15 protein-coding genes are annotated in these 11849 nt (G+C 67.2%); 11 read left to right on the top strand and 4 right to left on the bottom strand.

Features of this window, described 5'->3' with window-relative positions; genetic code table 11:
- Positions 1-19: 19 nt before the first annotated feature.
- Positions 20-481, bottom strand: a complete 462-nt coding sequence (locus IE113_RS09420; RefSeq protein WP_308430056.1) for an A24 family peptidase — start codon at positions 479-481, stop codon at positions 20-22.
- Positions 482-602: 121 nt separating this feature from the next.
- Between IE113_RS09420 and IE113_RS09425 the strand changes: the two genes are divergently transcribed.
- From IE113_RS09425 to IE113_RS09435, 3 genes are read left to right on the top strand one after another with little or no spacing between them, the layout of a single operon-like run.
- Positions 603-1559, top strand: coding sequence for an alpha/beta hydrolase (locus IE113_RS09425; protein WP_229822255.1), 957 nt, complete (start codon positions 603-605; stop codon positions 1557-1559).
- Between the two features lie 5 nt (positions 1560-1564).
- Positions 1565-2650: an NAD(P)/FAD-dependent oxidoreductase gene (locus IE113_RS09430; RefSeq protein WP_189540793.1), complete on the top strand. Its 1086-nt coding sequence runs from the start codon at positions 1565-1567 to the stop codon at positions 2648-2650.
- Positions 2651-2702: 52 nt separating this feature from the next.
- Positions 2703-2885 carry a YegP family protein gene (locus tag IE113_RS09435; RefSeq protein ID WP_189540795.1) on the top strand — a complete coding sequence of 61 codons (183 nt, stop codon included), beginning with the start codon at positions 2703-2705 and terminating at the stop codon, positions 2883-2885.
- A gap of 49 nt (positions 2886-2934) precedes the next feature.
- Here IE113_RS09435 and rnhA read toward each other — a convergent pair whose 3' ends face one another.
- From rnhA to ispH, 3 genes are read right to left on the bottom strand one after another with little or no spacing between them, the layout of a single operon-like run.
- Positions 2935-3372, bottom strand: a complete 438-nt coding sequence (rnhA, locus tag IE113_RS09440; RefSeq protein ID WP_189541353.1) for a ribonuclease HI — start codon at positions 3370-3372, stop codon at positions 2935-2937.
- 14 nt (positions 3373-3386) lie between these two features.
- Positions 3387-4370: a homoserine kinase gene (gene thrB / locus IE113_RS09445; RefSeq protein WP_189540797.1), complete on the bottom strand. Its 984-nt coding sequence runs from the start codon at positions 4368-4370 to the stop codon at positions 3387-3389.
- A 9-nt stretch (positions 4371-4379) separates the two neighbouring features.
- Complete coding sequence (ispH, locus tag IE113_RS09450) at positions 4380-5342, bottom strand: 4-hydroxy-3-methylbut-2-enyl diphosphate reductase (RefSeq protein WP_189540798.1); 963 nt, start codon at positions 5340-5342, stop codon at positions 4380-4382.
- 72 nt (positions 5343-5414) lie between these two features.
- On the opposite strand from ispH, the gene IE113_RS09455 reads away from it, so the two are divergent.
- The 8 genes from IE113_RS09455 (at position 5415) to tatB (ending at position 11847) form a co-directional block, all read left to right on the top strand.
- Positions 5415-6065 (top strand): hypothetical protein, encoded by a 651-nt coding sequence (locus tag IE113_RS09455; RefSeq protein WP_189540799.1) that lies wholly within the window; start codon positions 5415-5417, stop codon positions 6063-6065.
- A gap of 56 nt (positions 6066-6121) precedes the next feature.
- Positions 6122-7867, top strand: coding sequence for an arginine--tRNA ligase (gene argS, locus IE113_RS09460; protein WP_189540800.1), 1746 nt, complete (start codon positions 6122-6124; stop codon positions 7865-7867).
- Positions 7868-7872: 5 nt separating this feature from the next.
- Positions 7873-8634, top strand: coding sequence for an SPOR domain-containing protein (locus IE113_RS09465; protein WP_229822258.1), 762 nt, complete (start codon positions 7873-7875; stop codon positions 8632-8634).
- An 82-nt stretch (positions 8635-8716) separates the two neighbouring features.
- Entirely contained in the window at positions 8717-9736 is a 1020-nt protein-coding gene (gene nagZ / locus IE113_RS09470) for a beta-N-acetylhexosaminidase (protein WP_189540802.1), read from the top strand.
- Positions 9737-9741: 5 nt separating this feature from the next.
- Positions 9742-10533 (top strand): segregation and condensation protein A, encoded by a 792-nt coding sequence (locus IE113_RS09475; protein ID WP_373297862.1) that lies wholly within the window; start codon positions 9742-9744, stop codon positions 10531-10533.
- The gene (gene scpB / locus IE113_RS09480) at positions 10530-11135 is read left to right on the top strand and encodes an SMC-Scp complex subunit ScpB (protein ID WP_189540804.1); all 606 of its coding nucleotides are present in this window, start codon (positions 10530-10532) and stop codon (positions 11133-11135) included. The genes IE113_RS09475 and scpB overlap by 4 nt, the downstream gene beginning before the upstream one ends.
- 97 nt (positions 11136-11232) lie before the next feature.
- Positions 11233-11487: a twin-arginine translocase TatA/TatE family subunit gene (tatA, locus tag IE113_RS09485; protein ID WP_189540806.1), complete on the top strand. Its 255-nt coding sequence runs from the start codon at positions 11233-11235 to the stop codon at positions 11485-11487.
- Positions 11488-11514: 27 nt separating this feature from the next.
- Complete coding sequence (tatB, locus tag IE113_RS09490) at positions 11515-11847, top strand: Sec-independent protein translocase protein TatB (protein ID WP_189540808.1); 333 nt, start codon at positions 11515-11517, stop codon at positions 11845-11847.
- Positions 11848-11849: the final 2 nt, after the last annotated feature.

Here is an 11849-nt window from a genome sequence, read left to right on the forward strand (position 1 = left end):
AAACTGGTTAAAATCCGGTTCACCCGAACCCGGCCGCATTGACCGGTAGGTGAAACAGTGCGCGATGCTGGGCAAACAGGGCCCACAATCCCGCACTGGCGATGGCTACTCCGTAGGGAATGGCGAGGCGGCCGGTCCGCTTTGTGGCGCGGTGGTGGATCCACATCGCCAGCGTCAGCAGCCCGCCGATGATCGACATGACGATCACCAGCCGCATGAACCACAAGGGCGCGATCCACAGCGCCACGGCGGTCAGCAATTTCACGTCGCCGCCGCCCATCACGCCCAGCGCGAACATGGCGAACAGAACGGCAAAGGTCAGCGCGGCCAGCCCCAGCTGCCAGGCGATGCCGGGCATGAAGCTCATGCCGCTGGCCCACCAGTACAGCGGTGCGCCGGCGGCGATGGTCAGCGTCAGCCAGTTGTCGATCTGGCGGCGGCGAATATCGGTAATCGCCGCGATCAGCAGCGCGATTGCCAAGCCCCCCAGCAATAGGTAACGAAATTCGAAGTCCGGCATTGCGCCCCCCAAGGTCATCAGGGGGTGTACAGGGCAGGGCTTACCAAAAAGTAACCACCCCCAAGAGGCTGGAATTAGCCACGTGACAGACCCGTTCGACCGGCGCTCCATCCCGATTTCCGCGCGCGAAAGCCGCTGGTCCGCACCCGATGGCCATGTCATCCGCCGGATTGACTGGCCGACCGCCCCAGAAGCCGCCAGGGGTTCGATCCTGTTCCTGCCGGGGCGGGGGGACTTCTACGAGAAGTATCTGGAAACGCTGGATCACTGGCATGGCCTGGGCTGGCACGTCACGGCGGCGGATTGGCGCGGTCAGGCCGGGTCAGGGAGGCTCGGCAACGATGCCGTCACCGGCCACATCGATGACTTTGCCACCTGGGTAAACGATCTGGCCGCGCTCTGGGCCGATTGGCGGGCGGCCACGCCGGGGCCGCATGTACTGGCCGGCCACTCGATGGGCGGGCACCTGGCACTGCGCGCGGTGGCCGAAGGGCGCCTCGATCCCGCCGGATTGCTGCTGTCCGCGCCGATGCTTGGCTTTACTGCCAGTGTCCTGCCCGATCCGGTGATGCACACTGCCGCGCGGCTGATGAAGGCACTGGGCGATCCGCGCCGTCCGGCCTGGAAGTGGAGCGAGAAGCCCGGCGAACCGCTGGAGGCGCGCGCCCACCTGCTGACCCACGATGCGGATCGCTACGCCGATGAACTGTGGTGGCGCGAGGCGCGGCCCGAACTGGTGATGGGGCCGGGCAGCTGGGGCTGGGTGGAACGGGCCTATGCCTCGATGCGCGGGCTGTTTGCGGGGCGGTCGCTGGAAGGCGTGCGCCAGCCGGTGCTGATCCTGGCGACCGACAACGACAAGCTGGTCGGCTATGGGGCCATCGCCCGCGCGGCGGCGCGGCTGCCGAACGCGCAGCTGGTCAACTATGGCACGGCTTCGCACCACGAGGTGCTGCGTGAGGCGGATGCGGTGCGGGTGCCAGCACTGGCCGCTGCCGATGCCTTTCTGGACCGGATTGCCGGGGGCGGGGAGCAGTAACCACGATGGCCGAGCAGTTTGATTTCGCGGTCATAGGGGCCGGGATCGCAGGCGCGTCGCTTGCCGCCGGACTGGTGGCGCATGGGCGCGTCGCGCTGGTGGAGGCAGAGGCGCAGCCGGGCTATCATTCCACCGGGCGGTCTGCGGCGTTCTGGACCGAAAGCTATGGCGGGCCGGGGGTGCAGCCGCTGACCACCGCGTCGGGACCGTTCCTGCACAAGCACGGATTCCTGACGGAACGCGGCGCGCTGACTCTGGCGCGCACCAGCGAACTGGCCGAGCTGGACAATTTCATCGCCACCTACCGCGCGCTGGGCGTGCGGGTGGAACGGCTGGAACGCGGAGCGCTGGAACTGCGGCTGCCGGGGCTGCATGGCGAATGGGCAGCCGGCGCGCTGGAGCCGGACTGCTGCGACATCGACGTGGCGGGGCTGCACCAGCACTGGCTGGGCGAAGCGCGGCGCGGCGGGGCCGAGCTGCTGTGCCATGCGCGGCTGACCGGTGCGGTGCGGGACGGCGATCACTGGCGGATCACGCTGGCGGACGGGCGCGAGCTTTGCGCCGCGGTGCTGGTCAACGCTGCCGGAGCCTGGGCGGACGAAGTGGCAGAACGGGCCGGGGTGCCGCGCATCGGCATCCAGCCCTATCGCCGCACGGTGGCGCAGTTGCGGCTGGAACCGCCCCCGCCGGCCGATCTGCCGCTGGTGCTGGGCATCGACGAGCTGTTCTATTTCAAGCCCGAAGCGGGCAAGCTGTGGCTCAGCCCGCATGACGAAACCCCCAGCCCGCCCTGTGATGCCGCGCCGGAGGAACTGGACGTGGCACTGGCGATCGACCGGTTCGAGCATGTCGTCGATTGGCGGATCCAGCGGATCGAGCACAAGTGGGCCGGTCTGCGCAGCTTCGCGCCCGACCGGTTACCCGTCTATGGCTTCGATCCGGCGGTGGATGGGTTCTTCTGGTTTGCGGGGCAGGGCGGGTTCGGCATTCAGACCGCTCCGGCAGCTGCCGAGGTGGCGCTGCGCCAGTTGCTGGGGCAGGCCGCCGGAACGGTTGATCCCGCGCCATACACGCCTGCGCGCTTTCGCTAGCGAATCCGGATATTTACGGTAAGCTGTGCCATCACCCGCGAAGGAGGATGGCATGGCCCACCGTTTTGAAATCCGCAAGAACAAGGCTGGCGAGTTCGTGGCCTATTTCTGCTACAATTCGGAAACGATTTTCTGGACCGAAGGCTACAGCAGCAAGGCCAGCGCGAAGAACGCGATCGAATCGATCAAGAAGAACGGACCTGAAGCCGAAGTGGTTGACACGACGGTTGAATAAATGACTTGGCCGCCCGTCCTGCCAAGGCCGGGCGGTTGACCGCCGCGCCTTACCGCCGCAAACTCTCTGCCGCGTCACTGGCCAGCTTGTCGGCGCGCTCGTTCTCGGGATGGCCCGCGTGGCCCTTTACCCAGATCCACTTGATCTTGTGCGGGCGGGTGGCGGCCAGCAGGACTTGCCACAAGTCGGCGTTCAGCACCGGCTTCTTTGCGGCGGTTTTCCAGCCGTTCTTCTGCCAGCCGAAAATCCAGCTGGTGATGCCATCGATCACATAGCGGCTGTCGGTGTGCAGGTGCACCTCGCAGGGCTGCTTGAGCGCGCCCAGCGCCTCGATCACCGCGGTCAGTTCCATGCGGTTGTTGGTGGTGCCGGGTTCACTGCCCGACAGTTCCTTTTCATGCGGGCCCATGCGCAGCACCGCGCCCCAGCCGCCGGGGCCGGGGTTACCCTTGCACGCGCCGTCGGTGAACACCTCGACCCGTTTCATGCCGGCGGCGTCGGTCATCCTTGCTCAAACACGCCTGCGTTGGCCGGATCGCCATAGAACGCCAGCCGCCGGGCATAGGCCAGCGGGTCCTTGCGCATCACCAGCGCATCTGCCGGCGTGTTCATCCAGTCCCACGCCCGCGTCATGGCAAAACGCATGGCCGCTCCGCGCGCCAGCAGCGGCAGGGCCGCGCGTTCAGCCGGAGTGAGCGGGCGGACGCTTTCATAGCCTGCCAGCAGGGCGCTGGAGATCGCGGGGTCGAAATCGCGACCCGTGCCATCAAAGCACCACGCGGCGTGGGTCACAGCCACGTCATAGGCCAAGAGGTCGGTGCAGGCGAAATAGAAGTCGATCAGCCCGCTGACCGTATCGCCCAGCATCAGCACGTTGTCGGGAAACAGGTCCGCATGGATCACGCCGCGCGGCAGGTCGGCGGGCCACTGCGCGACCAGTTGCGGCAATTCCTGCGCGACTTGCGCCGCAAACCCGGCATCGATGCTGGCCAGGCCAGCTGCCCCGCAGGCATCGGCCAGCCGCAGCCATTCGGCCGGACCCATGCCGTTGGCACGGGCCTGCGGAAAGTCAGCGGCGGCGAGGTGCAACTGCGCCAGCGCCTGACCCACCGCGCAGGCCTGTCCCGGGGTGGGTTCGCTCACCGAAACGCCGGGCAGGAATTCGATCAGCGCCACCGCCTTGTCGCCCAGCTTGCGATAGAGCTGGCCCGACCGGTCATGGATCGTGCGCGGCACCGGGCAGCCCTTTGCGGCCAGATGATCCAGCAGCGAGAGGAAGAACGGCAGATCCTCCAGCTCGATGCGGTATTCATACATCGTCAGGATGAAGCGTGCGCCCGCCCCATCGCGGCCGGTGGTGTCGATCAGCCAGTTGCTGTTGGAAATCCCCTCGGCAATGCCCTTGGCACTGATCAGTTCACCGACGTCGAATTCGGCGATCAGGCTGGCCAGCGTTTCCGCCCCGAGATGAGTGTAGACGGCCATGGTGCGCGCTCAGTCCAGCAGCTGACGAGGAAGCTTGAACACCATGTTCTCCTCGGCCGAAACGACCTGTTCCACGGTAACATCGCGCAGCTGCGCAATCCGGTCGACCACTTCGTTGACCAGCGTTTCCGGCGCAGACGCCCCGGCGGTCAGGCCCATGGTTTCCACCCCGTCGAACCACGCCGGGTCGATCTCGGTCGCGCGCTGAACCAGATATGCGCGCGCGCCGCAGCGTTCGGCCACTTCAACCAGCCGCAGCGAATTGGAACTGTTGGGCGCGCCGATCACCAGCACCAGCTGGCACTGCGGGGCGATCGCCTTGACCGCCGCCTGCCGGTTGGAGGTGGCATAGCAGATGTCCTCGGCCTTGGGCGCCACGATCTGGGGAAAGCGCGCCTGCAGCGCCGCGACGATTTCCGCCGTGTCGTCGACCGACAGCGTGGTCTGGGTGAGGAAGGCCAGCGGCGTGCCGGCGGGAAAGTCCAGCCCGGCCACATCGGCGACCGTTTCAACCAGCGTGATGCTGCCAGCCGGCACCTGTCCCATCGTCCCGATCACTTCGGGGTGGCCTTCATGGCCGATGAACAGGATGTGCCGCCCCGCCTCGATCTGGCGTTCGGCCTGCCGGTGAACCTTGCTGACCAGCGGGCAGGTGGCATCCAGCCAGTCCAGCCCGCGCGCGGTGGCGGCGGCAGGGACCGACTTGGGCACGCCGTGGGCGCTGAACACCACTTGCGCGCCATCCGGGACCTGATCCAGTTCCTCGACGAACACCGCGCCCTTGGCCTTCAGCCCATCGACGACATAGCGGTTGTGAACGATTTCGTGCCGGACATAGACCGGCTTGCCGAACCGTTCGAGCGCGCGCTCGACAATCTCGATCGCACGGTCGACCCCGGCGCAAAAGCCGCGCGGGGCGGCCAGCAGCAGGCGGAGGGAGGGCTTTTCGGAAGCTGGAAAGGGCGCGTTCATGTTCGCCCCACTAGCGCTTTGCCGCGCGCACCGCTAGGGCAGGCGCACGCATCCGCGTGAAGGACCGAATAGATGAAGCTTCGCACCCGCCTGACTACCGCCACCGTTCTTGCCATTGCCCTGGCCGGATGCCGGGGGACCGGGGACATCGTGGTTGACGAAGGCGTGGGCATCACCGCGGTCCGCACCGCCTGCCCGGCAGTTGGGGTGCCCGATTACACTGGCGATATCACCCTGTTCCGCACGCCCGGTGTGACCACGGCGGACAATATCGATCTGGTCGCCGCGCTGACCAACGTGCGCAACACCTGCAACGATTCGGGCGACAAGGTCTACGCGACCGCCACGTTCGACGTGCTGGCCCGCCGCACCGACACGCGCGGCGCGCGCAGTGTGACCGTGCCCTATTTCGTCACCGTGCTGCGCGGCGGCACCGCCGTGATTTCCAAGCGCGTGGGCGAAGTGACGCTGAACTTTGCCGATGGGCAGGAACGCGCTTCGGCCAGCGGGGCGGGTTCGGCCTATATCGACAAGGCCGAGGCGACGATTCCGGCCGATATCCGCGAACAGATCACCCGCAAGCGCAAGGCGGGCGATGCCGATGCGGCGGTCGATCCGCTGTCGCGGCCCGAGGTCAAGGCGGCTGTCACCCGCGCTACCTTCGAAGTGCTGGTGGGCTTCCAGTTGTCGCAGGATCAGCTGACCTACAACGCCACGCGGTGATGGAGCGCTGACGCGGAGGATTTGCAAGCGGGCCGAAACCCGCTAACCGCCGCGCCATGACACAGCAGACCACTCTTCACGCGGCCTTTGCGGGCCATGTTGCCGCTGCGCTGGATGCGCTGAAAGCCGCAGGCACGCTGCCTGCCGGGCTCAGCCGCGCCGCCGTGGCGGTCGAGCCGCCGCGCGATCCCGCCCATGGCGATCTGGCCACCAACGCCGCGATGGTGCTGGCCAAGCCCGCCGGCCTGAACCCGCGCGCGCTGGCCGAGGCGCTGGTGACGGAACTGGCGAAGATCCCGTCCGTCACTGCCGCCGAGATTGCCGGGCCGGGCTTCATCAACCTGCGCCTGAACGCCGCCGCCTGGCTGGACGAGCTGCGCACGATCGCCGCGCTGGGCAACGACTATGGCCGCTCCACCGTCGGGGCGGGCACCACGGTCAACGTCGAATACGTCTCCGCCAACCCGACCGGGCCGATGCACATGGGCCACTGCCGCGGCGCGGTGGTGGGCGATGCGCTGGCCAGCCTGCTGGAAGCGGCCGGGCACAAGGTGATCCGCGAATACTACGTCAACGATGCCGGTGCGCAGGTCGACGTGCTCGCGCGCTCTGTCCATGTTCGCTACCGCGAGGCGCTGGGCGAGAACGTCGGGGACATTCCCGAAGGACTCTACCCCGGCGAATACCTGATCCCGGTCGGGCAGGACCTGGCGCGCGAGTTTGGCGACAAGTATGCCGCCGCTCCCGACAGCGAATGGCTGGCGCTGTTCCGCAACCGCGCGGTTGCGGCCATGCTGGTGATGATCAAGGCCGATCTGGCGCTGCTTGGCATCCATCATGACCTGTTCAGTTCCGAGGCTGAACTGCAGGCCGCGGGCAAGCCGGACGAGGCCGAAGCGTGGCTGCGCGCGCATGATCTGGTCTATGACGGCCATCTGGAAGCGCCCAAGGGCAAGACCCCCGAAGACTGGGAACCGGTCGAACTGCCGCTGTTCCGCTCCACGAAGTTCGGCGACGATCAGGACCGCCCGATCAAGAAGTCGGACGGCAGCTGGACCTATTTCGGCGCGGACCTGGCCTATCACTTCCAGAAGGCCCAGAGCGCCGATGCGCTGGTCGATATCTGGGGCGCGGACCATGCCGGCACGGTCAAGCGGATCAAGGCCGCGGTTGCCGCGATGACCGGGGCAGAGGGCAAGCCGACGCCGTTCGAGGTCAAGCTGGTGCAGATGGTCCAGCTGATGAAGGGCGGCCAGCCGTTCAAGATGTCGAAGCGGGCGGGCAATTTCGTCACGCTGGCCGACGTGGTCGAAATGGTCGGCAAGGATGTCGTCCGGTTTACCATGCTGACCCGCAAGCCCGATGCGCAGATGGACTTCGACTTCGACAAGGTGGTCGAAGCGAGCAAGGACAACCCGGTGTTCTATGTGCAGTATGCACACGCCCGGATCCGTTCGACCCTGCGCAAGGCCGCGGGTGAAGGCATGGCCCCGTCTGCTGATCATCTGGAACTGCTGGGCGAGGAGGAGCTGGGCCTGATCAAGCTGGCCGCGCAGTTCCCCCGCCTGATCGAAGCCGCCGCCGCCGCGCGGGAGCCGCACCGAGTGGCCTTCTACCTCTACGATCTGGCCGCCGCGCTTCATGGTTACTGGAACCTTGGCAACGATCGCCCGGAAAAGCGCTTCATCGTGGCACAGGATATTAACCTTACTGGTGCAAGGCTTTATCTTGCCACGCAAATCGGGCAACTGATCCGCAACGGACTGGCGCTGCTGGGCGTCGAGGCGGTGGAGGAAATGTAGGAATGATGGGCGCGACCGACGATCGGAACCGGGATGACGAACTCCAGCCTTGGGAAACCGGGGATCAGGAGCACGACGATCAGCCGCTCGAAACCGAGCAGCTGACCCTGGCCGAAGAGGAAGAGCGCCTGCCCTGGCTGGAATCGCCCGAGGATGACTGGGACGAGCCGCAGGATTCCGCTAACGGCAAGCTTGCCGGGTTCGTGCTGATGGGGCTGGTGGCGCTGGCAGCGATCGTCGGCGGCATCTGGTGGATCACCAATCGCGGCCCCGATCCGGATCTGGTGGCCGATGGCAGCGTGATTGAAGCGCCCGACCAGCCTTACAAGGAGGCACCGCAGGATCCGGGCGGCAAGACGTTCGATGGCACCGGCGACAGCAGCTTTGCCGTGTCCGAAGGGCAGAACCGCCCGCCGCAACTGGGCGGTGAGGCTGGTGCCCCGGTTGCCCCGGCGCCCGCGCCGGCGGTGGTCCCTGCGCAGACAGCGGCTCCCGCTGCTGCACCCACGGGCGCACCGGCTGCGGCCAGTGGCGGGGTTGGCGTGCAGGTTGGCGCGTTCTCGTCCAAGGCGACGGCGGAGGCAGGCTGGACCAAGCTGGTCGGCCAGGCCGGGGCCGTCCTGTCGGGCGTGCCGCACCGCGTGATCGCGGGCAATGCCGATATCGGCACGGTCTATCGCCTGCAGGCGGTGGCGCCCGACGCGGCCTCGGCGCAAGCGCTCTGCGGCAAGCTGAAGGCCGCCGGGATTTCCTGCCAGGTCAAATAAGGCGCGACCGGCCGGGGCTTTTGCACATTCCGGTGCGCGCCTGCGCTTGCGAAATCGGCCGGTTGCTGCGAATCGATCGTCCATGACGCCCGCTATCTTCGGCCTGTCCGGTCTGACCCTGACCGCTGACGAGCGCGCCTTTTTCAAGGACGCGGACCCGGCGGGCTATATCGTGTTCGGCCGCAATGTCGAAAGCCGCGCCCAGCTGCGCGCGCTGACCGACAGTTTGCGCGACTTGCACGGACGGGACCGCCTGCTGATCACGATCGATCAGGAGGGCGGGCGGGTGGCCCGGATGAAACCGCCGGAATGGTTGTCCTATCCGGCCGGTGCGGCATTCGACCGGCTGTTTGACCTCGCCCCCGCTTCCGCGATTGAGGCGGCCCGCGCCAATGCCGAGGCGCTGGGTCATGACCTTGCCGAAGTCGGCATCACTTGCACGCACGCCCCCGTGCTCGATGTGCGCCAGCCCGGCGCCCATGATGTAATCGGCGATCGCGCCTATGGCAGCGAGCCGCTGCGTGTGGCGGCGATTGGCCGGGCGGTGCTGGACGGGCTGGCCCGCGCGGGCGTGGTCGGCACGATCAAGCACATGCCGGGGCATGGCCGCGCCATGGCCGACAGTCACAAGGAATTGCCGACCGTCACCGCCAGCGCGGCTGAACTGGAAAGCGATATCGCCCCGTTCAAGGCGCTTGCCGATGCGCCGATGGCGATGACGGGGCATATCCGCTTTACCGCGTGGGATGCGGATCATCCGGCCACGCAGTCACCGTTCGTGGTGGCGGAGATCATCCGCAAGCGCATCGGGTTTGACGGGCTGCTGCTGACCGATGACCTTGATATGCAGGCACTGGACGGCACGGTGCCGCAGCGGGCGGAAGTGGCGCTGGCGGCAGGCTGCGACATTGCGCTCAACTGCTGGGCCAAGCTGGACGACATGGCCGGGATCGCCGCGCGCTGTCCGGCGATGAGCGCGGCGGCGGCGCAGCGGCTGGACCGCGCGCTGGCCGTGACCCGGCTGGACGGGGCATCGGGCATTCAGGTTGAATTGCTGGCAAAGCGCGATGCGCTGCTGCGGTTGGTGGAGGCAGCGGCGTGAGCGAGTTGATCGACGGCCCTGCCATCACGCTGGACGATGACTGGCAAGGCGTCGGCACGGCCGCTGCGCCGGATGATGCCGCGCTCTATCTGGAACTGGACGGGTGGGAAGGGCCGCTCGACCTGCTGCTCGATCTTGCCCGGCGGCAAAAGGTCGATCTGCGGCGGATTTCGATCCTCGAACTGGTCGATCAGTATCTCACCTATATCGAGCGGGCGACCGAACTGCGGCTGGAACTGGCGGCGGACTATCTGGTGATGGCCGCCTGGCTGGCCTACCTGAAATCGGCGCTGCTGCTCCCGCGTGAGGAGCAGCCTGATCCCAGCCCGGAAGAACTGGCACTGCGCCTGCATCTGCGGCTGCAACGGCTGGCGGTGATGCGCGATGCGGCGGCGCGGCTGATGGGGCGGGACCGGCTGGGCCGCGACGTGTTCCTGCGCGGCGCACCCGAGGGACTGCGGGTGGAGCGCAAACACAAGTGGCAGTGCGACATGTTCGCGCTGATCCAGGCCTATGGTCAGGTCAAGGCGCGCACCGCGCCCGTGGTGCACATGGTCCGCGACCGGATGGTGATGACGCTGGATTCCGCGCTGTCGCGGGTGTCTTCGCTGCTGGGGGTAAACCTGGACTGGATGGAGCTGCGCGATTTCCTGCCGCCCCATGCGGACCCGCGCCTCAAGCGCTCGGCGCTGGCGTCCAGCTTTGTTGCCGCGCTGGAACTGGCGCGGCTGGGCAAGGCTGAGCTGCGTCAGGAGGAAACTTTTGGTCCGTTGCTGCTGAAAGGCATCCGGGCATGACCACGCCGCCGCCCGATGATCTGGTCCGGGCGGTGGAGGCCGCGCTGTTTGCGGCAGGAGAGCCGATGAGCGCCGAGGCGATTGGCGCGCATCTGGGTGGGGCCGATGTCCGGGGGGCGCTGCTGGAGCTGGCGCGGCACTATGACGGGCGCGGGATTCACCTGGTGGAGCGCGGCGGGCGCTGGCATTTCCAGACCGCGCCCGATCTGGCGCACCTGCTGCGGCGCGAGAAGGAGGACGTGCGCCGGCTGTCGCGCGCCGCGACGGAGGTGCTGGCAATCGTTGCCTATCACGAGCCGGTCAGCCGCGCCGAGATCGAGAGCATTCGCGGTGTGCAGACGGCCAAGGGCACGCTCGACGTGTTGCTGGAGGCAGGCTGGGTGCGGATTGCCGGGCGGCGTGAAGTGCCGGGGCGGCCGGTGATCTATGCCACCACCGCGGATTTCCTGACTCACTTCGGGCTTGAATCGCGCCGCGACCTGCCGGGGATCGACGAATTGCGCGCTGCCGGGCTGCTCGATCCGGTGGAGGACGCGCTGGCTTCGGCCATGGAGGCCGGGGATGAGCAGGCGGCTTCACCTGACGAAGAATCGGCAGACTGACTCGCAATGCGGGGCAACATCGCCTAAATGCACCCGGGCAGGGGTAAACCGGCAGGCGCCTTGTCGCCGTGCCCCGTGATTTGCAGGAGTTGTTTCGATGGGTCTGTCGCTTCCCCACCTGATCGTTCTGGCGCTGGTGGTGCTGGTGCTGTTCGGCCGTGGCCGCATCTCCGAAATGATGGGTGACTTTGGCAAGGGCATCAAGAGCTTCAAGCAGGGCATGGCCGATGAAGCCAATGCCCAGCAGCCGCCTGCTCCGCCGGCCCAGCAGATTCCGCCGCCCGCCGCCAGTCCGGCTGCCCCGGCCAGCGAAACCGTGATCGACGCGTCGAAGCCGTCGAACCCGCAGTAATTCCGCCGGTTCCGGCGGAGACACGCCATGTTCGATATCGGCTGGGATGAAATGCTGCTGACGGTGATCATCGCGATCATCGTCATCGGTCCCAAGGAACTGCCCCGCGCGCTGCGCACGGCGGGGCGCTGGATTGCGAAAGTGCGGCGCGTTTCCGGCCATTTCCGCACCGGCATCGAAACCATGATCCGCGAAGCGGAACTGGAAGAGATGGAAAAGCAGTGGCGCGAACAGAACGCGCGGATCATGGCGCAGCATCCGCCCGGCTCGGCGGAAACCGCGCTGGTCGGGACAGATCCCGGCACTGGCACGGCCACGCCGGTCGAACCGGCCGCCCCGCCGCCCGCAGAGCAGCGTTGAGA

It is taken from the genome of Novosphingobium arvoryzae, assembly GCF_014652615.1.
In the GTDB taxonomy this organism is placed as follows: Bacteria; Pseudomonadota; Alphaproteobacteria; order Sphingomonadales; family Sphingomonadaceae; genus Novosphingobium; species Novosphingobium arvoryzae.